At 61.8% G+C, this 25565-nt stretch carries 24 protein-coding genes and 1 tRNA gene; 8 read left to right on the plus strand and 17 right to left on the minus strand.

Annotation, left to right across the window (positions count from 1 at the left end):
• Window positions 1–35: 35 nt before the first annotated feature.
• The 5 genes from O3A94_03285 to hemC all read right to left on the minus strand — a co-directional run bounded on the left by O3A94_03285 (window position 36) and on the right by hemC (window position 4579).
• A tRNA-Thr gene (locus O3A94_03285) sits at window positions 36–111 on the minus strand.
• Window positions 112–172: 61 nt separating this feature from the next.
• The gene (locus O3A94_03290) at window positions 173–1588 is read right to left on the minus strand and encodes a tetratricopeptide repeat protein (GenBank protein MDA1355273.1); all 1416 of its coding nucleotides are present in this window, start codon (window positions 1586–1588) and stop codon (window positions 173–175) included.
• Window positions 1585–2880 (minus strand): hypothetical protein, encoded by a 1296-nt coding sequence (locus tag O3A94_03295; GenBank protein MDA1355274.1) that lies wholly within the window; start codon window positions 2878–2880, stop codon window positions 1585–1587. The genes O3A94_03290 and O3A94_03295 overlap by 4 nt, the downstream gene beginning before the upstream one ends.
• Before the next feature lie 2 nt (window positions 2881–2882).
• Window positions 2883–3635 carry a uroporphyrinogen-III synthase gene (locus O3A94_03300; GenBank protein ID MDA1355275.1) on the minus strand — a complete coding sequence of 251 codons (753 nt, stop codon included), beginning with the start codon at window positions 3633–3635 and terminating at the stop codon, window positions 2883–2885.
• Between the two features lie 8 nt (window positions 3636–3643).
• Window positions 3644–4579, minus strand: coding sequence for a hydroxymethylbilane synthase (hemC, locus tag O3A94_03305; GenBank protein ID MDA1355276.1), 936 nt, complete (start codon window positions 4577–4579; stop codon window positions 3644–3646).
• A 140-nt stretch (window positions 4580–4719) separates the two neighbouring features.
• Between hemC and O3A94_03310 the strand changes: the two genes are divergently transcribed.
• Window positions 4720–5094, plus strand: a complete 375-nt coding sequence (locus O3A94_03310) for a nuclear transport factor 2 family protein (protein ID MDA1355277.1) — start codon at window positions 4720–4722, stop codon at window positions 5092–5094.
• 28 nt (window positions 5095–5122) lie between these two features.
• Window positions 5123–6199, plus strand: a complete 1077-nt coding sequence (gene tsaD, locus O3A94_03315) for a tRNA (adenosine(37)-N6)-threonylcarbamoyltransferase complex transferase subunit TsaD (GenBank protein MDA1355278.1) — start codon at window positions 5123–5125, stop codon at window positions 6197–6199.
• Between the two features lie 282 nt (window positions 6200–6481).
• Here tsaD and O3A94_03320 read toward each other — a convergent pair whose 3' ends face one another.
• Window positions 6482–7120, minus strand: coding sequence for an XRE family transcriptional regulator (locus tag O3A94_03320; protein ID MDA1355279.1), 639 nt, complete (start codon window positions 7118–7120; stop codon window positions 6482–6484).
• A 151-nt stretch (window positions 7121–7271) separates the two neighbouring features.
• Here O3A94_03320 and O3A94_03325 point away from each other — a divergent pair, with 151 nt between their 5' ends.
• Window positions 7272–7487: a hypothetical protein gene (locus O3A94_03325; protein ID MDA1355280.1), complete on the plus strand. Its 216-nt coding sequence runs from the start codon at window positions 7272–7274 to the stop codon at window positions 7485–7487.
• Window positions 7488–7578: 91 nt separating this feature from the next.
• Window positions 7579–8886: a type III glutamate--ammonia ligase gene (glnT, locus tag O3A94_03330; GenBank protein ID MDA1355281.1), complete on the plus strand. Its 1308-nt coding sequence runs from the start codon at window positions 7579–7581 to the stop codon at window positions 8884–8886.
• 158 nt (window positions 8887–9044) lie between these two features.
• On the opposite strand, the gene O3A94_03335 is transcribed toward glnT, so the two are convergent.
• The 10 genes from O3A94_03335 to O3A94_03380 all read right to left on the minus strand — a co-directional run bounded on the left by O3A94_03335 (window position 9045) and on the right by O3A94_03380 (window position 21044).
• Window positions 9045–10244 carry a phosphopentomutase gene (locus O3A94_03335; GenBank protein MDA1355282.1) on the minus strand — a complete coding sequence of 400 codons (1200 nt, stop codon included), beginning with the start codon at window positions 10242–10244 and terminating at the stop codon, window positions 9045–9047.
• Between the two features lie 39 nt (window positions 10245–10283).
• Complete coding sequence (gene deoA / locus O3A94_03340) at window positions 10284–11633, minus strand: thymidine phosphorylase (protein MDA1355283.1); 1350 nt, start codon at window positions 11631–11633, stop codon at window positions 10284–10286.
• Window positions 11630–14059 (minus strand): aldehyde dehydrogenase family protein, encoded by a 2430-nt coding sequence (locus tag O3A94_03345; GenBank protein ID MDA1355284.1) that lies wholly within the window; start codon window positions 14057–14059, stop codon window positions 11630–11632. Before O3A94_03345 ends, deoA begins: the two co-directional genes overlap by 4 nt.
• Entirely contained in the window at window positions 14019–15005 is a 987-nt protein-coding gene (gene deoC / locus O3A94_03350) for a deoxyribose-phosphate aldolase (GenBank protein MDA1355285.1), read from the minus strand. The genes O3A94_03345 and deoC overlap by 41 nt, the downstream gene beginning before the upstream one ends.
• 17 nt (window positions 15006–15022) lie before the next feature.
• The gene (locus O3A94_03355) at window positions 15023–15856 is read right to left on the minus strand and encodes a purine-nucleoside phosphorylase (protein MDA1355286.1); all 834 of its coding nucleotides are present in this window, start codon (window positions 15854–15856) and stop codon (window positions 15023–15025) included.
• A complete protein-coding gene (locus O3A94_03360) occupies window positions 15857–16261 on the minus strand; it encodes a cytidine deaminase (protein ID MDA1355287.1) in 405 nt (134 codons plus the stop codon).
• Window positions 16258–17232 carry an ABC transporter permease gene (locus O3A94_03365; protein MDA1355288.1) on the minus strand — a complete coding sequence of 325 codons (975 nt, stop codon included), beginning with the start codon at window positions 17230–17232 and terminating at the stop codon, window positions 16258–16260. Before O3A94_03365 ends, O3A94_03360 begins: the two co-directional genes overlap by 4 nt.
• Window positions 17233–17240: 8 nt before the next feature.
• Window positions 17241–18362 carry an ABC transporter permease gene (locus O3A94_03370; GenBank protein MDA1355289.1) on the minus strand — a complete coding sequence of 374 codons (1122 nt, stop codon included), beginning with the start codon at window positions 18360–18362 and terminating at the stop codon, window positions 17241–17243.
• Between the two features lie 22 nt (window positions 18363–18384).
• Window positions 18385–19974 (minus strand): ABC transporter ATP-binding protein, encoded by a 1590-nt coding sequence (locus O3A94_03375; protein MDA1355290.1) that lies wholly within the window; start codon window positions 19972–19974, stop codon window positions 18385–18387.
• A gap of 71 nt (window positions 19975–20045) precedes the next feature.
• A complete protein-coding gene (locus tag O3A94_03380) occupies window positions 20046–21044 on the minus strand; it encodes a BMP family ABC transporter substrate-binding protein (GenBank protein MDA1355291.1) in 999 nt (332 codons plus the stop codon).
• 316 nt (window positions 21045–21360) lie between these two features.
• Here O3A94_03380 and O3A94_03385 point away from each other — a divergent pair, with 316 nt between their 5' ends.
• The 3 genes from O3A94_03385 (at window position 21361) to O3A94_03395 (ending at window position 24061) form a co-directional block, all read left to right on the plus strand.
• Window positions 21361–22401 (plus strand): LLM class F420-dependent oxidoreductase, encoded by a 1041-nt coding sequence (locus O3A94_03385; GenBank protein ID MDA1355292.1) that lies wholly within the window; start codon window positions 21361–21363, stop codon window positions 22399–22401.
• A gap of 201 nt (window positions 22402–22602) precedes the next feature.
• Entirely contained in the window at window positions 22603–23403 is an 801-nt protein-coding gene (locus O3A94_03390; GenBank protein ID MDA1355293.1) for an aspartate dehydrogenase, read from the plus strand.
• A gap of 88 nt (window positions 23404–23491) precedes the next feature.
• Window positions 23492–24061 carry a paraquat-inducible protein A gene (locus O3A94_03395; GenBank protein MDA1355294.1) on the plus strand — a complete coding sequence of 190 codons (570 nt, stop codon included), beginning with the start codon at window positions 23492–23494 and terminating at the stop codon, window positions 24059–24061.
• Window positions 24062–24064: 3 nt separating this feature from the next.
• On the opposite strand, the gene O3A94_03400 is transcribed toward O3A94_03395, so the two are convergent.
• Window positions 24065–24985 carry a polysaccharide deacetylase family protein gene (locus tag O3A94_03400; GenBank protein MDA1355295.1) on the minus strand — a complete coding sequence of 307 codons (921 nt, stop codon included), beginning with the start codon at window positions 24983–24985 and terminating at the stop codon, window positions 24065–24067.
• 178 nt (window positions 24986–25163) lie between these two features.
• On the opposite strand from O3A94_03400, the gene O3A94_03405 reads away from it, so the two are divergent.
• On the plus strand, window positions 25164–25565 hold the full coding sequence (locus O3A94_03405) for a GFA family protein (GenBank protein MDA1355296.1): 402 nt from the start codon (window positions 25164–25166) through the stop codon (window positions 25563–25565).

Genomic DNA, 25565 nt, shown 5'->3' on the forward strand with positions numbered 1-25565 from the left:
GTCCTTGCCGGGGCGAAACGGGCATCGCGCGAATGTGGTGCCGCCTAGGTGACTCGAACACCTGACCCCCGCATTACGAATGCGATGCTCTACCAACTGAGCTAAGGCGGCGCCACGACGGGCACGCTACCCCCGCCGCGAGATGGCGTCAATTGTGTGCTCGGGTGTGCGCTCAGGCGGGTTCGGCGGCCTGTCCGTTCTTTGCTGCTGCAGGAGCGTTTCCGGTGTTGTCGGTCGCGGTGGCTGCACCCGTTGCCTCTGCAGATGCCCGTGCGGCGCCGGCTTCTAGCGCGGCCGGCCGGGCCGCAGGCTGGCGCCACGCCATGCGGTCGAGGGCGCCGCACGATCCGCAAGCGAGCGACCAATCGCTGCCCGGCACGCCGCAGTCGGTGCACACCCAGAGTGGGTCGGGGCGCGCATCGCTCGCCGCCAACAACCAGCGCCGGGCGGCCTCCTTGTCGTCATGCTCGGCTTCCTCCAAATGTGCCAAGCGGCGGTACACGCCGGCGCTCGGGCGTTCATCAAGCACCGCCTGCAGATGGCTTCGCGCCGAGCCCCAAAGTTTCGCTTCGAGCGCGCCCGAGGCGAGCAAAAGATGGCTCTCGGGATGTCCGGGATTGCGTGTGGCCAGTTTTTCGAAATGTTTGGCCCGCGTCAGCGCATCGGCGGCGCTGTGAATCTCGTTAAAATATTGCGCCAGCGCCGGATGCGGCGTGTTCGACCAGGCTTGAGTGATCATGCGCTCCGCTTGCGGGCGCCGGCCGAGCGCCAGATATTGGCCGGTAGCGAAAATGATCGCCGGAATAAATTGTGGCGCCGCGGCAGAGGCCCGTTCCGCCAGTTTGGCCGCCTCGCGCCCGTCGCCCGCATCGCGCGCCGCACGCGCTTGTTCGAGCAGCAGGCCCGCTTCGCGGTGCTGCCCGGCCTCGGCTTCTATTGCTTTTTGGCGGAGCGCCACGCGCAACGTGCCGAGCGCGTCCGACCAGCGCCCGGCATGGCTTTGCAATTCCAACAGCGTCGTCAGAACCCAGGGCGTATGCGGGCGCAGCGCGAACGCCCGTTCGGCAAGAGACAGTGCCGCCTGATTGTCGCCCGCTTTGCTGGCTTGCACCAACAGTCCACGTAGGCCGAGAAACTCGGTTTCGGGCTGTTCCAGCATGGCTTCAAAATAGGCTTTGGCGAGATCATCCTCGCCCTCTAATTGTGCCGCCTGGGCTGATAGCAGCAGGGTGAGCGGCGGCTCGCCGAGTAAGAGATTGGCGCGCCGTGCGAGCCGTCGCGCGCCGCGTGGATCGCCGGCGGCGGCCGACACAAGTCCTTGTGTCAGGGCGAGATAGCCGCGCCGCTGACGCCGCAAGTGGCGCGCCCGCGCAATGGTGCGCGGCCCCACCCAGAGCCAGCGGGCGAGCTGGAACAGAAGCGCGCCGGACGCTGTGAATATAGCTGCGGCTGCCGCTAGCGCCGCCGGTGATGTTTCGAGCAGCCAATCACCCCACGAGATGGCGACCCGTCCCGGTTCATCGGCGATCCACACGGCAATCACCGCGAGGGCGGCGACAATCAGGAAAAAGATGACCACACGGGTCATTCGCGTTCACGCGCCTCCGCCGTCCAGCGTGCGGCCATGCGGGCCGAGAGTTCCGCGTCGAGCACGCCGAGCGCGCGGTCCACCGCAAGCCGGGCGTGGGCGCCGCGCAACCAATCCTCGGCGCCGCTGCGCGCCTTTATCGGCATCGCCTCGGCAAGGCCAATGGCGTCGGCGAGGTCGCCGCTGGCGAGGGCATGATGGAGCGCGCTCAAGCGGCCTTCCAGGCTGTCCGCGGCGATATCGCCGCCCACCCGGCGCACCGTCACAATGCGGCGTAGACGGCCGATGGTGGCGTCCACCCAGCCTTGGTCCTCGGCCTCGGCGTCGGCATGAATCACGGCGAGTGCGACATCGTCGAAAGCGGCGGCGAGCTGAGAAAATGTCGGTGTGCCGTTCAGCGCATGCGCCGATAATTCCCGGATGGCTGCTTCGACGGCAAGACCGCCAGCCTCTTCCGCTTTGGCGGCGGCGCGAAAGGCCTCCACCTCACGCGCGAACGGCGCGGCCAGGGCGGCGGCGCGCGATAGTCTGGAAAGCGACAAGACCAGCATCATTGCGCGTCCGCTCTCGACTCCGCGCTCGCCGATCGCCCCGTAAAGTCGGCGTAGCGTGGCAATCTGTGCCGCCAATTCCGCCTGCCCGGAGCGCAATGAGTCGAGGTCAGCGCCGGCGCCGTCCGCGTCGAGGGCGCTAAGCGATTTTTCGACTGCGTCGAGACGCGCAAGCGTGCGGACATCCATCGCCGCGCTCGCCGGGTCCGAAGCGGAGTTTGCGACCGTGGAATTATCCACTGCAGCGGCAGTCGGAGCTTCGCGTAGGCGCCGTTCCATCTCTTCCAGGCGCGCCATGGCCTCTTGGATCGGCGCGAGATCGGGCGGTGGCGGCGCGGGGGCGGCGTCGCGCTCGGCGAGTGCGCGCTGCAGCGCCGCTACTTGTGCAGATAGTTCCATGAGTGCGGGAGATGGCTCGGGTGGTGCGGCAGGGGTATCCGGCAGCGCTGGCGGCGGCTCGATTTTCGCCGTCGGGGCCGGCACGGGCTCGGGCATCGGCGGGGGATTGGTGCTCTCCTCGGACGCCGTCGCCATTTTTTCCGGGGCGGAGGTCTGCAAACCGTCCCGGATGCTGGGCCAGGCGGCGTAAATGCCGATAGCTATCAGGGCAAGTAAAACCACAAGCGCGGCGAGTGGCAGACGGCGGCGGGATTCGCCGAACCGCCGGGTCTCTCCGCGCGCGTCGTCTTCCTCAGCCTCTTCGAAGTCATCTTCGGCTGGCGGCTCTTTTTTATAGGTCATATTTATCGGCCATGTTCGGCCACGTTGATTTCTCGCACTACTTCATTGAGCAGTGCCGCTTGCTCAGGCTCGGGCGCGGTACGCACGCGGCGCCACGTCACCCCGGACAGCGCTTCTGCCACCGCGGCGCTCAGGCAGATCGCGGTCACCTGCGCGAGCGCCGAATCCACGGCCGCCGCGCACGATAGCTTAGCAAAGGCGCGGGCACTGCGGGGAGAGAAAAACAAAACCATGTCGATTTTGTCGTTTGCGAGTGCCTGCTGCGCTTCGGGCGAGAGCCGAACGCGCGTACGCGCCTCATAAATGCGCTCGCGACGGACCTCAAAGCCGTGGTTTTCAAGCATGGCCGCGAGATCGCCGGCCACCTTGGTCCCCGCCACATGCAGCAGCGGTCCGCCCGCCGGGTTGAGCCGCGCCATGGCCAGCGCTGCGAGAGCGTCGACATCGCCGCCAGCCGAATGCACATTTTGGAAGCCCGCCAGGCGCGCCGCCTCGGCGCTCGCGGCGCCGACTGTAAGCAGCGCGATATGCCGAGCCTCCGGCGGTGGCCCCAACAGCCGGGTCAACGCCCGCACCCCATTGGCGCTGGTCAACAACAGCGCCTGCATCTTATCCAGATTCGGCAGGGCGGCGTTCTCGAGCGGAAGTATGTCGATTACCGGCTCGATCAGACTCGCCACGCCTCGATCCCGCAGCAGCGCTGCCAGTGTTTCCGAATCTGGGCGAGGACGGGTGAGTAAAGCCAGGGGCAGCATCAAATGCGTCAATCGGTGAAAAAGTCTGCGCCACCGGCAGCGCGCAATTCCGCGCCGGCATCAATTCCCATGGCGATGCCATCCGCCGCCAGGCCTTCGCGCTCGGCACGATGAATTGTTTTGCCGTCGGGCCGTGCGATCAGTGCGCGGAGATAGAGGCGCTCGCCCGCAGTGATTTCTGCCAGCGCCGCGATGGGGGTGCGGCAGGAGCCATCGAGCGCCGCGAGCAGGGCGCGCTCAGCGGCAACGCGTTGGGCGCTTTCGCTGTCATTGAGCGCCGCGAGAAAGGTCAGGACGCGGCTATCATCGGTGCGGCATTCGACGCCGATGGCGCCTTGCGCGACGGCGGGCAACATCTCCTCGGGTGACAAAACGGCGGCGATATGCTCGGCGCAATCGAGCCGCTTTAAGCCGGCCACCGCCAATAGCGTCGCATCAATATCACCCTCCGCCACTTTGCGTACCCGGGTCGCCACATTGCCGCGCAGCAAAGTAATCTCGAGATCGGGCCGAAGACTCAAGAGCTGCGCGCGCCGGCGTAGCGACGCCGTGCCGACGCGCCCGCCTTTGGGTAGGTCCGCGAGACCGGATAGACCGTCACCGATGAGGGCATCCCACGGGTCCTCGCGCAGCAAAATACAAGAAATTTCCAAGCCATTCGGCAACCAGGTCGGCACATCCTTCATCGAGTGCACCGCAACATCGATGGCGCCGGCGCTGAGCGCCTCCTCAATCTCCTTGGTGAAGAGCCCTTTACCGCCGATATCGGCGAGTGGTCGGTCGATAAATTTGTCGCCGCTGGTTTTGATGATATGCGTCTCGATGGCGCCCGTTTCCGCCAGTTCGCCATGGGCGGCGGCCAGGCGGGCGCGCACATCGTTCGCCTGAGCGAGGGCGAGCGGGCTTCCTCTAGTACCAATTTTGAGCGGCAAGCCGATTGTCACGCCGAATGGCTCCCTTCCATGTCTTTCGTCTTCATACACGGGAGGCGGGGAGAAAGGCAATTTGGCGCTGGACCACAGGGCCATACGGGAAGCACTATGGGCGCCGCTGGTGCAGAACATTAAAATATGAGGAACAGCCCATGGATAAAAATTACAACGATATTTCTAGCGCCCTTTGGACATATTTAGACGGCCTGTACGAGGGCGATACGGAAAAGCTTGGCAGCGTTTTTCACCCCGTAAGCCATCTGTTTTCCAATTCAGGCGGAGAGTTTCTCGATTGGTCGCGTGAAAAATGGTTTGAAGTCGTGAAGGGGCGCCCGTCGCCGAAGAGTCAGGGATTGTCGCGCCACGATCGCATTATCTCGATCGACATGTCCGACGAGACGACGGCAATTGCCAAGCTCAACTGCGCCGTCCCACCACGTTATTTTACCGACTATTTGACCCTTCTGAAGCTCGACGGCCGGTGGCAGATCGTCTCCAAATCGTTCCGTAGCGAGACTCACGAATAGGGCCAGAGTCCGGCTCCCGGCCTAATCCATGCTGATCCTCGGTATTGAGACAAGTTGTGACGAGACGGCAGCGGCGCTGGTTACCGATAAGCGTGAGATTTGCGCCAATGTGGTGCTATCGCAGCTCGACGAGCACGCGCCCTATGGCGGCATCGTGCCCGAGATCGCGGCGCGCAGCCATATCGAGCATCTCGATGGCGTGATCGCTCGCGCTATGAAGGATGCCGGCGTGAATTTCGCCGATCTTGATGGCGTTGCGGCGACTGCCGGCCCTGGCTTGATCGGCGCGGTCATGGTTGGCTTGATGACCGGCAAGGCCGTGGCCGCCGTGCATAATGTGCCGCTGGCTGCCGTCAATCATCTCGAAGGACACGCATTGAGCGCCCGACTGAGCGATGCGGAATTGCAATTTCCCTATCTTCTATTGTTGGTCTCCGGCGGGCACTGCCAATTTTTGATCGTCGAGGGTGTCGGGCGATACCAGCGCCTTGGCACCACAATTGACGATGCCGCCGGCGAAGCCTTCGATAAGGCGGCCAAGCTCCTTGGCCTTGGCTATCCCGGCGGGCCGGCGATCGAACGTGCTGCCCGGGATGGCGATGGCACGCGCTATGACCTCCCGCGCCCGTTAAAGGGCCGCAAGGGTTGTGATTTCTCTTTCTCAGGACTGAAGACCGCGTTGTTGCACAAAGTGCGAGCCCTGGAGGGCCGTCTCGATGACGCCATCCGCGCTGATCTTGCGGCTTCCTTTCAACAGGCGGTAGCCGATGTGGTGATCGACCGCGGACGGAACGCCATCCGCCAATTCCAGGCGGCGCACCCCGGCGGCCGTTCCCTCGTCGCGGCCGGCGGCGTGGCGGCGAACAGCCTGTTGCGCACCCGTCTCAAAACTTTGGCGACGGAAAATGGCCTCACCCTCGCGGTGCCGCCGATCGCCCTGTGCACTGACAATGCGGCGATGATTGCCTGGGCGGGTATCGAGCGTCTCGGCTGCGGGCTCCAGGACGGTCTTGATGCCGTGCCTCGGGCTCGTTGGCCGCTCGATGGCGATGCCGCTCCGGCGCCCGGTGCCGGCAAATCGGGAAAACTCGGACCGAAGGCCTAACGGCGGCCAAATTACTTGAAAATCAGACAACAATGTTGACTTGGGCCCAGGTTATCTTCGGCGCTCTTCCCAGGATTCGGCGCATTCAAATGTTGCCTGGGTGCGGACGAATTGGCGGGTAGGGTTGCGGAACGTTTTCCCTGGAGTAATTTGAAAACGACCCGTTGCAGCGGCTGCGGATGATGCCGCGGTTCCTGCACCGTCACGCCCACGTCACGCCCACGTCACGCCCAGGGCTGTGAAAATAACCCCATGCCATGAAGCCGCGCGCGACGGGTGGGGTTAGGCGCGTACGGCCGAATATACGATCACGCAGACGAAGCGGATCGGCGTTTCAATCAGATTCTCCGGCCCATGCGCCGCTTCGGCATCGAAGAACAGCGAATCGCCCGGGCCCATGGCGTAGGTCGCGCCGCTATGGTGATAGTCCATGCGGCCTTCCAGCATGTAGAGAAACTCGGTGCCCGGATGTTCGAAGTCGGGAAACACTTCCGATTTGTCGGTCAGCGTGATGACGAAAGGCTCCATGGTGATTTCTTCGCCGAGCGAATGGCCAAGCACACGATATTCATGCCCGGCGCGCGTGCCGCGGCGCTGGATTTTGAGGCCGCCGCCGGCTGGCACGAAGGTCGCATCGCTGCGTTCCTCGAAGCGGCGCATCAGCGCAGTGACCGATACGTTGAGTGCCGAAGCGAGAGATTGCAGCGTCGCGAGGGAAGGCGATGTCAGGCCGTTTTCGATCTTTGACAGCATGCCAGAAGAAAGGCTCGCCAATTCTGCAAGCTCTGTCACGGTCATATTGTGCTTTTGGCGCAGTTGCCGAACTTCGCGCCCAATACACATCTCTAGCCGGTTAACGCGTTTGACGCGTTCCACCGGCGATTCGAACCCGGCGACTTTGTCGCCTTGTTCCTTAAACATCCCGGTATTCCCATTCTCAGCCATAAGAGTCGTGGTGGCTGATCCACATTAATCTATACCGCCTATGCGCGCAGCCGTGAAAATATTTTACACAAATTAACGCGGTTTTCTTTCCTGTAGAGAGCCTTATTTTGCCAATATTTGAGAAACCATGCAAAGGAACACGCATCCATATCTCGAGCGTGGCGGGCGCCCGGCGCGCAATTATCTGAGTGCAATGGTGCTTGAGTTAGAAAGCAGCAAGGGCGCCAACAGCGAATCGCACATCCGTAATCTCGAAGCCGGGGTTCTGGCGACGCTCACCATAGAATCGGCGACTATGGCCAGAGAGTCGCTCGCCGGAACCGACTGGATTCCCAGAAAATAACGGCTATTGTGGGTACAGGGACGCGAGTAGGACTCGCATTCGTCCGGCGAAAAATCAATTTGTCCACAAGCTAGAAAAACAGGGTGACGACATGGCGGCAGACCTGGCGAAGATCGCCAAGGAGCGGAAGCTCGAATATTTCCTGATCAGTTTTGTTGATTATTTTGGCGTCCTGCGCGCCAAGCTGGTGCCGGCGTCGGCGATCGGCGGCATGCAGAAGAATGGCGCAGGTTTCGCCGCGTTCGCGGCTTGGCTCGACAGCACGCCCGCCGATCCAGACATGCTGGTGATTCCCGATGCCGACAGCCTGGTGATTCTGCCGTGGAAGCCGGAAGTCGGCTGGCTCGCCGGAGATTGCTGGATGAACGGCGCCGAGATGGCAGATACGCCGCGCGTCATGCTCAAGAACCAGCTCGCCAAAGCGGCCAAACTCGGTTGCCGCATGAAAACCGGGGTCGAAGCGGAATTTTTCCTCCTCACGCCCGATGGTGGCGATTTGTCGGATCCGTTCGATACCCAGGGCAAGCCATGTTACGACCAGTCCGCGCTGATGCGGCGCTATGACGTCATCACCGAAATCTGCGACAGCATGACGGCGCTCGGCTGGGGGCCCTACCAGAACGATCATGAAGACGCCAACGGCCAGTTCGAGATGAACTGGGACTATGATGATGCCCTCAAGACCGCCGACCGCCACGTCTTTTTCAAATTCATGACCCGTACCATTGCCGAAAACCACGGCATGCGCGCGACGTTCATGCCCAAGCCCTTCGCCAATCTAACCGGCAATGGCTGCCACGCGCATGTCTCGCTGTGGGACAACACCGGGCGCAAGAATCTGTTTCACGACGCCAAGGGCGAACTTGGTCTGTCCAGCCTGGCCTATAATTTTCTTGCGGGAATTCTGCAGAACGCTGCGGCCATGTGTTCGATTTGGAATCCGACCGTCAACAGCTACAAGCGCATCAACGCGCCGGTTACTTCCTCTGGCGCCACCTGGTCGCCCAACTCCATCGCTTACGGCGGCAACAATCGCTCGACCATGGTGCGCATTCCCGATGCCGGGCGCATTGAGTTGCGCCTGATGGACGGCGCCGCCAATCCCTATTTGTTGCAGGCCGGTATCCTCGTGGCCGGCCTCGACGGCATCAACAACAAGCGCGATCCCGGCAAGCGCATCGACATCAATCTCTATACCGACGGCCACAAGGTTCGCGGTTTGCGTAAACTGCCGCTCAACCTGCTCGACGCCATCCGCCTGACCGACAAGGACAAGAACCTACGTGACGGCTTCGGCGAATCTTTTATCGACAGCTATGTGAAGCTGAAAAACAGACAGTGGAACGATTATGCCGGCTCGCTTTCGCAATGGGAGCGCGATAACACGCTCGATTGCTAATTTTCTTTGTGAGGCCCCTCAAGCGCCGGGCGGCCGCCTCCGCGGCCTTGGCTCACCTCGCATAAGCTCGGGCGCGCGGGGGCGCTGGCCGAAATGTGACAGGCACCCCGGTTGGTCGTTCCATTTGGGCTGTGGGAAACCGCCTGGCGAGTTAGGATCTATATTGGCGCATTGATTTCGGTGAGAAAAGATTGGCCGTGGGCAAGCGGCGTCAGGCCGAGATGGCCGGCCACGGTCTGGCCGATGTCAGCGAAACTCTCGCGCAATCCCAGCGCCGCCGGATGCACGCCCGGTCCAAATGCAAGCACGGGCACATTCTCACGTGTGTGATCACTGCCGCGCCAGCTCGGATCGCAGCCATGGTCTGCGGTGATGATCGCCAAATCGCCCGGGCGCAGTAGCGCTTCGAAATCGGGCAGCGCCCGGTCGAAGGCTTCGAGCGCCGCGGCGTAGCCTTCGATGTCGCGGCGGTGGCCGAAGAGCGTGTCGAAATCGACGAAATTGGTCAGCGACAGGAGCGCATTTTCACTGCCGCCAGCGATCTCTAGTGTTTTCTGCCAAAGCTCGGCATTGCCGTTTGCCTTGATGATCCGGCCGGTGCCGTGATGGGCGAAAATATCACCGATCTTGCCGATCGAAACCACCGCGCCGCCAGCCCCGGTGAAGCGGTCGAGGAGGGTAGGTGCTGGCGGCGGCAGCGAATAATCGCGCCGGTTGCCGGTACGCGTGAAGCTTCCCGACGATCCGACGAACGGCCGGGCGATGACGCGCCCAACATTATATTCATCCACCAATTCCCGGGCGATGATGCAAATTTCAAGAAGGCGCTTGAGGCCGAAGCTCTCCTCATGCGCGGCGATCTGAAATACTGAATCGGCGGAGGTATAGACGATGGGCTTGCCGCTCGCCATATGCGCGTCGCCCAATTCAGCAATAATTTCCGTGCCCGAGGCATGGCAATTTCCGATCACACCGGGGAGGCCGGCACGGGTGATCAAGGCCTCGGTCAGGTCGGCGGGGAAGCAAGGTATCTCACGCGGGAAATAGCCCCAGTCGGTCCACACCGGCACGCCCGCCATTTCCCAATGGCCGCTCGGTGTGTCCTTGCCGGCGCTCTTCTCTTGCGCCGCGCCATGAGCGCCCGAGATCGGACCGTCTGCCGGCACGTTCGGCAACGATTCGCCGCTGCTTTTCTGCGCCGCCGCGCCGAGGCCAAGGCGCATCAGATTGGGTATTTCAAGCGCCCGTTTCTCAGCAATATGGCGCAACGTATCGGCGCCGCTATCGCCGAATGCTTCGGCGTCCGCTGCCCCGCCCAGACCCAACGAATCCATGACCAGAACGAAGGCGCGGCTCATGGCTTGCGGGTTCTACCCACCGGACGGCGCTGGTGGGTTTTACGCACCTGACGGTCCGATGCGCTGGCGCACTGTTGGTGCCGGCAGTGGCGCTTTGTCGCCGATGGTGACGGCGGCGCGAACGGTCGCACCGGCGCGCTCTGCGTCGGCAACGCTCGCGGCATGAATGACACAAAGCGGGCGGTCCGGCCCGACTGCTTCACCGATAGCGGCGACTTCTGATAGGCCCACCGCATAGTCGATACTGTCTTCGACGCGCCGCCGTCCGCCGCCGAGATCGATGATCGCGAGGCCGAGCGCGCGCGCATCCACCGCCGTGACGATGCCAGCCCGGGCCGGTGCAAGACACTCTGCGACGGGCGCGGTGGGAAGATATTTGACTGCCTGTTCCATGATGTCAGCGGGGCCGCCCAATGCAGCCACCATGCGGGCAAAATGTTCCGCCGCCTGGCCTGAACTTAAGACCCGGTCGGCCTGTGCGCGGCCGTCCTCGGCGCTTTTGCTTAAGCCGCCGATCGCGAGTATTTCTCCCGCAAGGGACAGGGTGACATCGAGCAGGCGTTCGTCGTGCGCTGCGCCGCTTAGATGATCGATGGCTTCCTGAACTTCCAAGGCGTTGCCGGCGCTGCGCCCAAGGCATTGGTTCATGTCTGTGAGCAATGCCGCGCAAGAAAGGCCAGCGCCGTTGGCGACGGAAACGATGCTCTCGGCCAATTCCAGCGCATCTTCAAAGCGGGCGGCGAAGGCGCCGGTGCCGTATTTTACATCCATAACCAGGCCGTCTAGGCCAGCCGCGAGTTTCTTGGAAAGAATCGAGGCGGTAATCAGGGAGAGCGATTCGACCGTGGCCGTTACATCGCGGATGGCATAAAGGCGACCGTCCGCCGGGGCGAGCTCCGCAGTCTGGCCGATGATCGCGCAGCCTGCCCGTTTGACTGTTTGTCGCAATGTATCGAGATCGGGCGTGGTGGCGTAACCGGGAATCGAATCCAGCTTGTCGAGTGTGCCGCCGGAATGGCCCAGTCCACGGCCCGAAATCATCGGCACGGCGGCGCCGCAGGCGGCCATGATCGGCGCTAGAATCAGGCTTACTTTGTCGCCGATGCCGCCGGACGAATGTTTGTCCAGAACCGGGCCGTCGAAGCCGGCATCGGACCAGTCAAGCACCGTCCCGGAATGGGTCATGGCCCGGGTCAGCGCCACCCGCTCGGTCATGTTCATGCCGTTGAAGAATACCGCCATGGCGAAGGCGGCGATTTGGCCTTCCGAAATCGCGCCTGACGTCAGCCCGGCGACCATGAATTCGATTTCACCATCGCTCAGCTCCGCGCCGTCGCGCTTGTTGCGGATGATTTCCTGAGGCAAATACCCAGCTTGTTTCATTTTCATTCGCCGTAGGGCGCCCAAACATTTTTGACGTTAACTGCGTGGCGCAGTACTTCCCGGCCCTCGCACTGGCGGTCAGATAACCAATCACGCCGCCGCCCATGATCGCTCCAGACGCGTTTCAAATTACCTGCCGAGGCGCGTTCCACCGCAGCACTGCCCGCCGCCGAACCAAAATACCAGATCGCGTCCACGTCATCATGTTCGGCCAGCACAAGTGCCAGCTCGTCGCGTGCGCCGGTGACGATATTGAGCGCGCCGCCCGGCAGGTCGGAGGTATCGAGCACTTGATAGAGATCGGTGGCCGAGAGCGGATAGCGTTCTGACGGAACGGCGACCACTCGGTTGCCCATCGCCAGCGCCGGCGCAGCCAGGGACAGGAATGCCAGGAGCGGTTGCTCGTCCGGGCAGGCGATGCCAATCACGCCGAGCGGTTCGTGCAGCGCCAGCGCGATGCCGCGCATGGGTGGCTGGTGCACCGTGCCCTCATATTTATCGGCCCATGCTGCAGCGGCGAAAAGCCGTGACACCGATGTGCGCACCTCACGCGCTGCCTGGCTGCGTGACGCGCCGGTCATGGTGATCAGGCGGGCGCGGAATTCGCTCGCCCGGGCTTCCAAGTTCTCGGCGATGTAATAGAGCACCTGGGCGCGGTTGTGGGCGTTCGCTTTGCTCCAGCCAGCGGCCTTCTGTGCCGCTTCGACTGCGTCGCGGATATCCTTGCGGTTGCCTGCCGCGACCTCTCCCAAGAGCGCGCCTTCGGCTGCGCAAACCGGCGCGCTATAACCTGAATCCGGGCGCTTCTGATTGCCGCCGATATAGAGCTTGGCGGTGCGATCGAGTGGCAATTCCGCGCTTGGCTGTGGCGCGCGCGGCTGCGGTTGCGCACTCGGCGTTTCATAGATAGGCAATTTTGCTTGCCAGGACGGCCGGAGATATTCCTGCAACCCTTCACCTCCGCCCTCGCGCCCGAAGCCCGATTCGCGGACGCCGCCAAATCCGCAAGACGCGTCAAACAGGTTGGTCGCGTTGATCCATACGGTGCCGGAGGCGAGCTTCGGCGCAATATCAAGGGCGAGGTTGATGTTTTCACTCCACACGCTGGCGGCCAAGCCATAGCGCGTGTTGTTGGCGAGCGCCACAGCCTCGTCCGGCGTGCGGAACGTCATAGCGGTCAGCACGGGGCCGAATATTTCCTCCTGGGCGACGGTCGCCGCCGGCGCCACATCGGTGATCAGCGTCGGCGGATAGAACCAGCCCTCAGCCGGGCAGGGGTTTGCGGGCTGCCAAATTTTGCCGCCCTCGCGTTCGCCTGTCGCCACCAGGTCACGGATGCGCGTCAATTGCTGCGCCGAGACGATGGCGCCGATATCGATGCCTTTTTCCAACGGGTCGCCGACCACCAGCTTCTCCATGCGGGCGCGCGTTTTAGCGAGCAAGGTCTCGGCGATGTTCTCTTGCACCAGCAGGCGTGAGCCGGCGCAGCACACCTGTCCCTGATTGAACCAGATGGCATCGACCAGACCTTCGACGGCGCTGTCGAGATCGGCATCGTCAAAGACGATAAATGGCGATTTGCCACCCAGCTCAAGTGAGAGCTTCTTACCTGTGCCTGCGGTAATGTCGCGGATTCTTCGCCCGACTTCGGTGGATCCGGTAAACGCAATCTTGTCGATGTCCGGGTGCGCGACGATCAATTCGCCCACCGCACCGTCGCCGCTGACGATGTTCACCACGCCCGGCGGAAGGCCGGCCTGTTGGCACATCTCAGCGAAGAGGAGGGCCGTGAGGCTGGTATATTCCGCCGGTTTCAGCACCACCGTGTTGCCGGTCGCCAGCGCCGGCGCGATCTTCCAGGCGAGCATCAGCAGCGGAAAGTTCCACGGGATGATCTGTCCAGCGACGCCGAGCGCGGTGTGATTGGGATATTCCTGCGCGGCAATCTGCGCCCAGCCGGCGTGATAATAAAAATGGCGAGCGACGAGGGGGATATCAATATCGCGGGTTTCGCGGATGGGCTTGCCATTGTCGAGCGTTTCCAGCACCGCGAGAAGGCGGGCATGGCGCTGCACCAAGCGCGCCAAGGCATAGAGATAACGTGCCCGGGCGTGGCCGGTGAGTTTGGCCCAGGCTGGTTGCGCCGCGCGCGCGGCGGCGACGGCCGCGTCGATATCCGCCGCACCCGCCTGAGCGATTTCGGCGAGCGGCCGCGTGGTGGCGGGATTGAAGCTGGTAAAGCTTTGGCCGGAGTCGGGCGTGCGCCATTCGCCGCCGATAAAGAGGCCGAAGCGCCGGTCATGGCCGTCCAGCCATTTGTCGGCTTCGGCAGAGCTCTCGGGTGCCGGGCCGTAGTCCATGCTGGCGAAAATATCGGCGGTGTTGGTCACGTTAGGCCATGGGCTGGCGGTGGCGGGCGGCGTAGCGCCCATGTGCGCGGTGCTCGAGCTGGCGCTCGATATCGGTCAACAGGCTCGAGGCGCCGATGCGGAACAGCTCCGGCTCAAGCCATAGCCGTCCAAGCTCTTCCTTCATCATGAATTGATACCCGAGCACCCCTTTGGCCGTACTGATGCCGCCGGCGGGCTTGAAGCCGACCTGTTGGCCGGTGCGTTCTTGATAGGCGCGGATCATGCGCAGCATCACCAGGCTTACCGCCGGTGTGGCGTTGGTTGCCTCCTTGCCGGTCGAGGTCTTGATGAAGTCGGCGCCCGCCATCATGCAAACCAGGCTCGCCTTGGCGGTATTCCGCAAAGTCGCGAGATCACCGGTGGCGATGATGGTTTTCAAATGCGCCGGCCCGCAGGCCTGGCGATAGGCACGCACTTCATCGTAAATGGCGCGCCAATCGCCCCTGAGTGCATGACTGCGGTCGATCACGATATCGATCTCATCGGCCCCGGCGGCGACCGATTCTTCAACTTCCAACAGGCGTGCCTTGGGGGCACTAAGGCCGGCGGGAAAGCCGGCGGATACGGCGGCGATGGCAATGCCGCTGCCGGCCAGGGCGTCGCGCGCCGGCGCGATCATCGCGTGATAGACGCAGACTGCCCCAACCTGAAGGCCGAGGCCATCAGCGCCGAGCGCTTCGAGAATTTCGCGGCGCACTGGCTGGCGCGCCTTGGCGCACAGACGGGCGACCCGCCCCGGTGTGTCGTCGCCGGAGAGGGTAGTGAGGTCGATGCAGGATATTGCCTTCAGCAGCCATGCCGCTTGCCACTCCTTTTTGACCGTGCGCCGTGCCGGTATGTTCGCGGCCCGCCGCTCCACCGCGCTGGTATTGATGCGCAGTTCTTCAAGCCATTCGAGTTCGAATTCCATGCCTGGATTGCGCCGGTGCTCACCGGATGCATGCAATATGCTGACATTGTCGCTCATAATCAGCTCAGTCTGACTCATCCGCTGTTGTCGGGCGAGAGGCTTGCAAGAAAGGCCGGCAACAGGCGGCCTAAATCCTTGGCTGCCTCGGCGCTGACAGCGAGGGATTGCTCGTGGCTGAGCACTTCGTCGGTCATGCCGGCGGCGAGGTTGGTCAGCGTCGAGATCGCGGCGACGCGCATGCCGCAATGCCTCGCCACCAGGCATTCCGGTACCGTCGACATGCCGACCGCGTCTGCGCCCAGCGTGCGGAAGGCACGTATTTCCGCTGGGGTTTCAAAATTGGGCCCTAGCAAGGCGAGATAAACGCCTTCATGCAAGGTGATGCCAAGCGCTTCGGCGGCGGCGGCAAGGCGGTGTCGGAGTATCCGGTCATAGGCGATAGTCATATCCGGAAACCGCGGCCCGAAACGCTCATCGTTGGCGCCGATGAGTGGGTTCGCACCGGTCAAGTTTATATGATCCGAGAGCATCATCAGGTTGCCGGGCAGAAATTCTGCATTAAGGCTGCCGGCGGCGTTGGTGAGCACAATGGTTTCGCAACCGGCAATGCGGAGCGCGCGGATCGGCAGCGCTAAATCCGCCGCCGGCTGGCCTTCATAGAGATGTACCCGGCCCTGCATACAGGCCACCGACACGCCGGATAAGTTGCCCAGCACCAAGCGCCCCGCATGGCCTTCCACGGAAGAGCGGGGGAAGCCCGGCAATTCGCCGTAATCGATGATCGTCGCGTCCTCGATGGCTTCCGCGAGAGCGCCAATTCCGGTTCCAAGAACAAGCGCGATTTGAGGGTGGAAGCCGGGCGCCTTAGCGCCGATCATTTCCGCTGCCGCATGCGGGTCCTGTGCCATTCAATCCTCCAAGTTATCGGCGGCGAATGCGAAGGGCAGCAGGTCGCCGAGCGGGATCGTCTGGCGCAGGCCTTCTGGGCCGCACACATGCACCGGCGTTTTAGAGCCAGCGAATTCGCTCAGGCGCTGACGGCAACCGCCGCACGGCGTGCACAGGCGTGCGCCGTCGCCCATCACCAGGATTTCCGCGATCCTGGTATCGCCGGCGCTCACCATCGCGCCGATCGCCGTCGCCTCGGCGCATTGGCCTTGCGGATAGGCGGCGTTTTCAACATTGCAGCCGGCATAAAGCTGCCCGCTCTCGGCGCGGATGCAGGCGCCGACGTGAAAGCCGGAATACGGCGCATGGGCGTGCACGCGCACCGCCGCCGCGCGCTCGATCATATCTTTCAAGTCGGCGCTCATTTTTCCTTCACATAGGGGATGCCGCTCGCCCTCGGCGGTACTGCCTTGCCGACGAAACCAGCCAACAGCAGGACAGTCAAGACATAGGGCAGCGCCTGGATGGCTTGCACCGGAACGATGCCAATACCGGGAATACTTACGCCCTGCAAGCGCGCCTCCAGCGCCTGCACGAAGGCAAAGAGAAAACAGGCGAGCAGCGTCGGCAACGGCTTCCATTTGCCGAAGATCAAAGCCGCGAGGGCGAGATAGCCCATGCCGGCAGTCATGTCGCGGACAAAAAACGTGTTCATGGCGATGGCGAGATAGGTGCCGGCGATGCCGCACAGAATGCCGCACACAATCATCGCTCGGTAGCGCATGCCGCTCACCGAGATGCCGGCGGTATCAACCGCTTCCGGATTCTCGCCGACGGCGCGCAGGCGCAGCCCAAATCGGGTGCGATATATAAACCAAGCGGCGAGCGGCACCATGCCCATCGCGACATAAACGATGAGATTGTGGCCGCTGATAAGCTCACTATAAATCTCGCCGACGACCGGCACGTCGGAAAGGCGGTCGGCGTAAGGCAGGTGGATCGGCTTGAAGCGCGCGGCCTCTGAGATCATCGGCGTCTGACTGCCCTGATTGAACCAGCTATAGGCCAGCACCGGGCCGAGGCCGGCCACCATGATGTTGAGCGCCATGCCAGAGACCACCTGATTGCCGTTATGGGTAACACAGGCGAAAGCGTGAATCATGGCGAGCCCGACCGAAACCGCGATGCCGGCGAAGAGGCCGAGCCAGGCCGAATCAGTGACCAGCGCGACCGACGCGGCGGCGAAAGCGGCGCCCAGCATCTTGCCTTCGAGACCGATATCGACGACCCCCGAACGCTCGGCGAACATGCCGGCGAACGCGACCAGGATGAGCGGCGTCGAAACCCGGAGCATGGCGTCGATCATGAGCACGAAGAAAGTGATGGGGTCTCCCATGATCGGTTCTACTCCGCTGCCGGCGCAAAGCGGGGGCGGCGCGTGAACAGGGCCTCGATACGCGGGCGGAACATATTTTCCAAGGCGCCGGAGAAGAGAATGACCAGGCCTTGGATCACCACCACCATTTCGCGTTTGATACTCGGCATGTCGAAGGCGAGATCGTTTCCGCCCTGGTAAAGCGCGCCGAACAAAAGCGCCGCGAAGAAGATGCCGATGGGATGATTACGGCCCATCAGGGCAACGGCGATTCCGACGAATCCGTAACCGGCGGTAAATTCCAGCAGCAAACGGTGGTTCGCGCCGAGAATTTCATTGACGCCGACCAGCCCGGCGAGGCCGCCGGAAATGCACATGGCGACGATAATGGCGCGCGACGGCAGAATGCCGCCATAGACAGCAGCGGTTTCATTCTGCCCGACGGTGCGGATTTCATAGCCCCAGCGCGTGCGCCAAACAAAAAACCAAAAAGCCACGCAGCATATCAACGCCAGGATGAAAGAGAGGTTGAGCGGGGACAGGCCAGCGTGGATGCCGACTCGGGCAAGGATGTCGTGAACCCGAGGCATGAAGGCGCCGGACTCGAAATCTCGGCTTTCGGCGGCTTGCTGGCCGGGCTCGATAAAGATTTCCACCATCAGATATGTCATCAGGATGGCGGCGATAAAGTTGAACATGATCGTCGTTATGACGATATGGCTGCCGCGCTTGGCCTGTAGCCAGCCCGGGATAAATCCCCAAATGCCGCCGAACAACGCTGCCGCCAGAATACCGACGATGAGGACGACGGGTGTGGGCCAATGGCCGATGGCGAGTCCAACCAGCCCGGCGCCGAGGCCGCCGAGATAAGCTTGGCCCTCGCCGCCGATATTGAACAGGTAGCAGTGAAACGCCATGGCGACGGCGAGCCCGGTGAAGATGAAATTGGTTGTGTAAAAGAGCGTGTAGCCGATCGCCTCCGGATAGCCGAATGCGCCATGGGCGAGCACTGATATGGCCTCGAAAGGGTCTTCGCCGAGTGCGAGGATCAACAGGCCAGACACAAGCAGTGCCAGTGCCAGATTGATCGCCGGCACCAGCACGTGGGTCACCCACTTTGGCGCTTCAACGGGGGCGCCAAAGCCTTTCATGAGTCGGCGCTCACCAAGTTTCTCACCGACCGGCCGCTTGCGGCGCGGCTTGGCGCTCGCCCGCCATCATCAGGCCAAGCATCTGTTCGTTGGCGTCACCTACCATCACCTCACCGACGATTTCACCGTTAAACATCACCAAGATGCGGTCGGAAAGGGACATAATTTCGTCGAGCTCGACCGAAACCAGAAGCACCGCCTTGCCAGAATCGCGCATAGCGACCAAACGCCGGTGGATAAATTCAATCGCGCCGATATCGACGCCGCGCGTCGGCTGTCCCACGAGCAGGACATCTGGGTCGCGGTCCATTTCGCGGCCGAGCACAATTTTCTGCTGGTTGCCGCCGGAGAAGGCGCCGGTGCGCAGTCGTGGCAGCGGCGGGCGCACGTCATACTCCGTCATCTGCCGGCCGACATCGGCAACTACGGCAGCGTAATCCATCAAGATCTTGCCGTTGTACTTCCCATCCCGATGGTAGCCAAGAATGCCGGATTCGCAGGCTTCGAACGATGTCACCAGGCCCATGCGCTGGCGATCTTCCGGCACGTGTCCGACGCCGGCCGCGCGCACATTGCGCGCGCCGCGCGCCGTGCTGCCGGAAATCTCTTCGCCCTTGATGCGAATGCGGCCCGATTTTGGCGGCAGAATGCCGGCGAGCGCCTCGAGCAGTTCTGATTGGCCGTTTCCGGCGACCCCGGCTATGCCGACAATTTCACCTGCCCGCACCGAGAAGCTCACATTCTTGACGCGTGGTAGTCCGTTCCGGTCATTGACGTTCAACGCCTCGATTTCGAGCAGCGCTTCGCCCGGATGCGCTTCGGCTTTTTCGACCTGCAAGAGGACGGTGCGACCGACCATCATCGCCGCTAGTTGCTCGCGCGTTGTTTCGGCGGTGTCCACCTGTGCGACCACTTCGCCGCCGCGCATCACGGTCACCTCGTCGGTCAGCGCCATGATCTCGCGCAGCTTGTGGGTGATCAGGATGATCGTCTTGCCCTGCTCGCGCAGCGCCGCCAGGATGCGGAATAAATGATCGACCTCTTGCGGCGTGAGGACGCCGGTGGGCTCATCGAGAATGAGAATATCAGCGCCGCGGTAAAGCGCCTTCAGAATTTCCACGCGTTGCTGAACGCCGACTGGAAGTTCGCCGACGATGGCGTCGGGATCGACTTCAAGATTGTAATCGCGCTCCAGGCGTTCCAATTCTCCGCGTGCCGCTGCCAGGCTAGGCGCCAGCAGGCGCCCAGTTTCCACGCCGAGCACGATGTTCTCCAACACGGTAAACGTGTCCACCAGCATAAAATGCTGATGCACCATACCGATGCCGCTGGCGATGGCATGCTCGGGGCCCTTGATATTTGTGCTTTGACCATTGACTAGAATCTCGCCGCTGTCGGCCCGGTAATAGCCGTAGACGATACTCATCAAGGTCGATTTTCCGGCACCATTTTCGCCTATGATGCCGTGGATGGTTCCGGGTGCAACACGTACAGAGACATTGGAGTTTGCGTGAACGGTACCGAACCATTTTTCGATGCCGATCAGCTCTAGCGCGGGCGGTGCGGCGCCGGAAGAAAGCGAGGCTCCTCGCCCATCTTCCGACGCCGTCATGGCTTATTCCTTATCTCTTTCCGTCCGCCTGGAAGCGCCGCCGTCCGTGTTCAGGTATGCGGCGCTTCGGCCTATTGCGACATATAATCCGTTACCATGATCTTGCCGCCGATGATGTCCTGACGGGCCGCCTCGATTTTCATTTCCATGTCGGACGAAACCAAACCGCGGTTATGTTCATCGAGCGCAAATCCGACACCATCCTCGGCCAGGCCGAGAACTTTGAATCCACCCTGCCATGTGCCGTTCTTGGCTGACATGAAAGCGTCATAAACGGCGACATCCACGCGCTTGACCATCGAGGTCAGCATGGTGCCCGGATGAATATAGTTTTGGTTGCTGTCGACACCGATGGCGAGTTTGCCGGCATCCTTGGCTGCTTGATAGACACCGACGCCAGTGCCGCCTGCCGCCGCGTAAACCACATCCGCGCCACGATCGAACTGGCTGCGCGCCAACTCGCCGCCTTTGGTCGGATCATTCCATGCCGACGGCGTCGAGCCGGTCATGTTCTGATAGACCTCGATATCGGCATTCACATATTTCGCGCCTTCGACGTAGCCCAGCGCGAATTTGCGGATCAACGGGATGTCCATACCGCCGATGAAGCCCACCTTGCCGGTCTTCGAGGCCAGTGCCGCCGCCATGCCAACCAGGAACGAGCCCTCATGCTCTTTGAAAATTACGGACTGCACGTTGGGCAAATCCACAACCATGTCGATGAGGGTGAATTTGGTATCGGGAAATTCCTTCGCCACGATTTCCACTGCTGCCGCCTGGGCAAAACCCATGGCTATGATGACAGTTGCGCCGCGCCGCGCCATGTTGCGCATCGCCTGTTCGCGCTGCGAGGGATTTGTAACTTCATATTCGCGGTATTCGATGCCGCTTTCGCTTTTGAATTTTTCGGCGCCGTTATAAGCGGCTTCATTAAAGGATTTGTCGAATTTTCCGCCCATGTCGAAGACGATGGCCGGCGAGAAATCCTCGGCCGTGACGGCGCCCGAGCCAAAGGTGCCGGCAATCGCCAGGGCAAGCGCAGCAAGCGCGCCAATAAATAATTTTTTCATATTTCATACCTCCCAGTGTGATCTAATTTTTTCATCTGTTTAGGCCGACAGGTTAGTGGACACAATGTACTCCCCGCCAGAGATAATTTCCTAATTAAAGCCGCGCAGCAGCATGGCGGGGCGGCGTTGCAGCCAGTATTCCGGCATATGACGGCGTGATTCGTCGATCATATGCCCGAATAGGCCTGGCGCGACGGGCCTGAGCGGTTGGGAGCGCCACCCTGTGGCGCCAGGGCGTCCAGCATTATTTCGCTCTGTGGTTACGGGATGCACCCTCATCGTTATACAATCCATCGACACGGAAAAGGGAAACGTCATGCGGCTTGGTTTGTTTCAGGGTTATTCAGGGCCCAAATTCTCTGTCGATATCGATGCGGTGCTTGAGGCCGAAAGGCTTGGCTTCGATTCGGTTTGGACATCGGAGGCCTATGGGTCCGATGCCGTTACGCCGGCGGCGTGGATCCTGGCGCGCACCACGCGCATCAATGTCGGCACCGGCATCATCCAGATGCCGGCACGCACCCCGGCCTGTGCGGCGATGACGGCGCTCACCCTGCAGGCACTCTCAGGCGGGCGTTTTATTCTCGGCATCGGCCCCTCAGGGCCGCAGGTGATCGAAGGCTGGCACGGCGTCGCCTATGGCCGCCCGCTCACCCGGACGCGGGAATATATATCCATCATCCGTCAGATCTTCGCTCGCGAGGCGCCCGTTACCCATGAAGGCTTTCACTATCAACTGCCCTATACCGGCCCTGGCGCGAGCGGATTGGGCAAGCCGCTCAAAAGCATTCTGCACGGCGATCCGAGTCTGAAAATCTTCACTGCCGCCGTAACGCCTGCCGGCATCCGCACCGCTGCCGAAATCGCCGACGGCATGTTTCCGATCTTCATGTCGCCTGAGCGCTATGATGTGTTTCAAGGCGATGTCGAAGCCGGATTCGCCAAGGCCGGCGGCGGCAAGGGCCTCAGCAATTTCGAAATCTCGCCAATCGTGCCGCTCTCCATGGGCGACGATATCGAAGCCTGCCGCCAGCCGATCCGGCGCTATCTCGCGCTCTACATCGGCGGCATGGGGGCGCCGGGCAAGAATTTTTACAATGATTACGCCAAACGATTGGGCTACGAAGAAGCAGCACAAAAAATTCAGATGCTGTATCTGACCGGCAAGAAAGCCGAAGCCGAAGCCGAGGTGCCCGAAGCGCTGATCGACGCCATCGCCCTTGTCGGCCCGCCCGGGCGAATTAGGGAACGCTTGTCGGTGTGGAAAGACGCCGCCAAGGAGGGCAAGGTTTCGTCGCTCCTTTTGAGCGGCGGCTCGACAGACTCCTTGCGCTTCGTCGCCGAGGAAGTCCTATAGCCCCCGAGCGCGCGGGAATTCATTCGCGATGGTTTGTTACAATCCGCCACGCGACGGCAATATTGGCTCGAGCGCCATAATTTGATGAATTGGCACACTCCTGCCGAAGCTGGGTGAATATTTTTCTGGACAGAGTTATTGACCGTTGAAATCGTTGCTTCATCCTAATCCCTATTCGCTAGAGATTACGGAGAACGGATAATGCAAACCGTTATCATTGGGCTGGGCGCTATTGGACGCATGATCGTCGATGGGCTGGCGGATAATGAGTCTCCTGTTCGACTTGCCGGGGTCCTGGTCCGCCCGCAGCGCGCCGCCGAAGCGCGCGAGGAATTGCCGCCGCATGTGGCGGTCTTCACCTCAGCCGAAGAAGTCGTCGCCGCGCGGCCCGATATGGTGGTGGAGTGCGCCGGACAGGCGGCGCTTAGGCAGTACGGCGAAACGGTGCTTGGCGCTGGCCTCGATCTGATGGTGGTCGCCACCGGCGCGCTGGCCGAGAGCGACTATCGCGCGCGCTTGATGGCAGCGGCGGAGAAAGGCGATGCGCGCTTGCACGTGCCCGCCGGGGCCACGGCCGGGTTGGACGGCTTGGGCGCGCTCCGCGCCGGCGGTTTGGAGAATGTCATCTATGTATCTACCAAGCCGAGCCACGCTTGGAAGGGGACTCCGGCCGAACAAAATTTCGATCTTGATGCACTGACTGAACAAACAGTAATTTTTGAAGGCCGCGCCGAAGCCGCGGCGCTCGATTATCCGCAAAATGCCAACCTCGCCGCCACCATCGCCATGGCCGGCGCCGGCTTTGATAACACCATCGTGCGCTTGGTGGCGGACCCGGACGCCAGCATCAATTGTGGGCGCATCGAGGCACAAGGTAAGTTCGGCCATATGATCATGGAAATGCGCGGCCAGCCGATGGCGAGTAATCCCAAGACCTCGGCCGTCACCGCGCTCAGCCTGATCTATGCCCTCAAAAAAGAGACCAGCCGCTTCGTTATCTAGTGCGGGCCCGCCTGTTGGGTAGTCCGCTGGCGTTGGCATCTGGCACGACCATGCCCATATTCGATACGACGCTATAACGGGAGCTGCCATGCTCAAATTGCCCGCAGTCGGCGCGCTGTTCGCCGCGCGTGACGGAAATTCACTGGCTGCCCAGGCGCGCGGCGCCGACCGCTTGCTCGGCGCGGCACTCGTCGCTGCCGCCGGTCTTCTCCTGGCTGGCTGGCTTGTGCCGATCATGACGGTGCGCCGCCTGATCTTCTTCGAGGACCGAGTCTCCGTGATTCAGGCCCTGGAGGCGCTGCTAGAACAGCGGCAGTTCCTGCTGTTCTTCACGGTTTTGATATTTTCCATGCTCTTACCGCTCGCCAAGTTATTCTTCGCTTTACGCATCTGGCGCGGCCACGACGTGCGCAGCGAACGGTTTCTCATCAACCTCACCCGGGCGGAGGTTTTGGGGCGCTGGTCGATGCTCGACGTGTTCCTCATGGCGCTTGCTGTGGCGGCGGTCAATCTCAGCCTGATTGCTGATGTCCATCTGCATTGGGGGCTTTATGCGCTTTCAGGCGGCGTGCTGCTTTCCCTAGTGGCGACCACGCGGATGTCGGCCATGGCGGCAAAGATCCGCCGCAGCGTGGCGGCAGAATTAGACGCGACCTGACGCTCACGCCTGGTAGGGGTGCGTTTTCCGCCAATGGGCAGCGACGTCAGCGCCGGTGCAAAACCACACATCGCCCTTGCTCTGCATATGGTCCAACAGCTTGATCAAGCCGACGGCGCGCGCTGGTCGTCCGATCAGGCGGTCGTGTAGGCCAATTGAGAGCAGGCCTGGGCGGTCCTCGCCTTCCTCATACATCAGGTCGAACGCGTCGCGCATATATTGATAAAAATCGTCCGATTGGGCGAAGCCGTTCGACTGGTCGCAGCGATTGTCATTGGTTTCGTATGAATAGGGGATCACCAGATGCGGCATGCCGCCGACCGTGGTCCAATAGGGCAATTCGTCGTTCAGCGCGTCGCGGTCATAGTGAAAGCCGCCATGTTCGATTAGGAGACGGCGCGTATTGGGGCCTGGCCGCCCGGTCATCCAGCCGATCGGTTTGACGCCGGCCACTTTTTGAATGAGCGCGGCAGCCTGATGGATATGCGCGCGCTCCTCCGCCTCTGCAATAAAATGATAGTCAATCCAGCGCAGGCCATGGCTGACGATCTCATGGCCGCCTTCGACGAAAGCACGCGTCGCTTCGGGGTTGCGTTCGAGAGCTGTGGCAACGCCGAGGATGCTCATCTTCACGTCGAATTTCTTGAAGATGCGCAGCACCCGCCACACCCCAACCCGCGAGCCATATTCAAAGGCTGATTCGGCTAGCGGATTGCGTTTGCCGGGCACCGGCGGAAAGCCGATGTCGTTGAGCATGCCTTCTGAGGCATCGTCACCGTCGAGGATATTGGCCTCGCCGCCGCATTCGTAGTTGAGATTGAAATTAACGGCGACGCGCGCGCCGCCCGGCCATTGGGCATGCGGTGGGTTGGCGCCGTAGCCGATATAGTCCCGCGGCCAATCCTCATCCGTCGCACTAGTCATCGCCGTCTCCCATTTGTTATGACGCCCCTCGGGCCTGTTGATTTTAACAGAACGTTACCCGGTTTGACGATGCACCGGGAAACGAGTCTGGGTGCGTTGTTGCGTCCGCACCGGGCTGGACAAGCGATCCCCCGCGAGAACTAATATGGCCTATTCGTTGATGAAGGGAGCAACTGACATGAGCGATGAAAACTTGGCCGGCGGCTGCTTGTGCGGAGCGGTGCGCTATGAAATAGAAGGTCCGGGTGAGGGCGTTTCGCACTGCCATTGCGAGATGTGCCGCAAGGCCTCAGGAGCTGCCTTCGTCACCTGGCTCGGCGTAGCGCACGATAAATTCCGCTATACCCAGGGCATACCGGCAAGCCACCGTTCTTCCGAAACCGCAAGCCGGAGCTTCTGCGCCGCCTGTGGCAGCCAATTGCAATTCGAATATCACGGAACGCATGACCATACCCATGTGTCGGTCGGCAGCCTCGACCAGCCCGGTCGAGTTACGCCGGCGCGTCATATCTGGGTGCACAGCAGGATTCCCTGGGCCAATTATGCCGACGGCTTGCCGGAGTTCTCCCGCGAAACTTAG

The sequence above is a fragment of the Pseudomonadota bacterium genome (genome assembly GCA_027624955.1).
Classification (GTDB): Bacteria; Pseudomonadota; Alphaproteobacteria; order UBA828; family UBA828; genus PTKB01.

Excerpts from the sequence above, each read along its gene's own strand:
- O3A94_03345 (MDA1355284.1), bottom strand. The coding sequence starts at position 14,059 with ATGGGCGCTACGCCGCCCGCCACCGCCAGCCCATGGCCTAACGTGACC.
- O3A94_03390 (MDA1355293.1), top strand. The coding sequence starts at position 22,603 with ATGCAAACCGTTATCATTGGGCTGGGCGCTATTGGACGCATGATCGTC.
- O3A94_03365 (MDA1355288.1), bottom strand. The coding sequence starts at position 17,232 with ATGGGAGACCCCATCACTTTCTTCGTGCTCATGATCGACGCCATGCTC.
- deoA (MDA1355283.1), bottom strand. The coding sequence starts at position 11,633 with ATGAAAATGAAACAAGCTGGGTATTTGCCTCAGGAAATCATCCGCAAC.
- O3A94_03360 (MDA1355287.1), bottom strand. The coding sequence starts at position 16,261 with ATGAGCGCCGACTTGAAAGATATGATCGAGCGCGCGGCGGCGGTGCGC.
- O3A94_03310 (MDA1355277.1), top strand. The coding sequence starts at position 4,720 with ATGGATAAAAATTACAACGATATTTCTAGCGCCCTTTGGACATATTTA.
- O3A94_03385 (MDA1355292.1), top strand. The coding sequence starts at position 21,361 with ATGCGGCTTGGTTTGTTTCAGGGTTATTCAGGGCCCAAATTCTCTGTC.
- O3A94_03355 (MDA1355286.1), bottom strand. The coding sequence starts at position 15,856 with ATGGCACAGGACCCGCATGCGGCAGCGGAAATGATCGGCGCTAAGGCG.
- O3A94_03405 (MDA1355296.1), top strand. The coding sequence starts at position 25,164 with ATGAGCGATGAAAACTTGGCCGGCGGCTGCTTGTGCGGAGCGGTGCGC.
- O3A94_03320 (MDA1355279.1), bottom strand. The coding sequence starts at position 7,120 with ATGTTTAAGGAACAAGGCGACAAAGTCGCCGGGTTCGAATCGCCGGTG.
- deoC (MDA1355285.1), bottom strand. The coding sequence starts at position 15,005 with ATGAGCGACAATGTCAGCATATTGCATGCATCCGGTGAGCACCGGCGC.
- O3A94_03300 (MDA1355275.1), bottom strand. The coding sequence starts at position 3,635 with ATGCTGCCCCTGGCTTTACTCACCCGTCCTCGCCCAGATTCGGAAACA.
- O3A94_03335 (MDA1355282.1), bottom strand. The coding sequence starts at position 10,244 with ATGAGCCGCGCCTTCGTTCTGGTCATGGATTCGTTGGGTCTGGGCGGG.
- O3A94_03375 (MDA1355290.1), bottom strand. The coding sequence starts at position 19,974 with ATGACGGCGTCGGAAGATGGGCGAGGAGCCTCGCTTTCTTCCGGCGCC.
- O3A94_03395 (MDA1355294.1), top strand. The coding sequence starts at position 23,492 with ATGCTCAAATTGCCCGCAGTCGGCGCGCTGTTCGCCGCGCGTGACGGA.
- O3A94_03325 (MDA1355280.1), top strand. The coding sequence starts at position 7,272 with ATGCAAAGGAACACGCATCCATATCTCGAGCGTGGCGGGCGCCCGGCG.
- O3A94_03370 (MDA1355289.1), bottom strand. The coding sequence starts at position 18,362 with ATGAAAGGCTTTGGCGCCCCCGTTGAAGCGCCAAAGTGGGTGACCCAC.
- tsaD (MDA1355278.1), top strand. The coding sequence starts at position 5,123 with ATGCTGATCCTCGGTATTGAGACAAGTTGTGACGAGACGGCAGCGGCG.
- glnT (MDA1355281.1), top strand. The coding sequence starts at position 7,579 with ATGGCGGCAGACCTGGCGAAGATCGCCAAGGAGCGGAAGCTCGAATAT.
- O3A94_03290 (MDA1355273.1), bottom strand. The coding sequence starts at position 1,588 with ATGACCCGTGTGGTCATCTTTTTCCTGATTGTCGCCGCCCTCGCGGTG.
- O3A94_03380 (MDA1355291.1), bottom strand. The coding sequence starts at position 21,044 with ATGAAAAAATTATTTATTGGCGCGCTTGCTGCGCTTGCCCTGGCGATT.
- O3A94_03400 (MDA1355295.1), bottom strand. The coding sequence starts at position 24,985 with ATGACTAGTGCGACGGATGAGGATTGGCCGCGGGACTATATCGGCTAC.
- O3A94_03295 (MDA1355274.1), bottom strand. The coding sequence starts at position 2,880 with ATGACCTATAAAAAAGAGCCGCCAGCCGAAGATGACTTCGAAGAGGCT.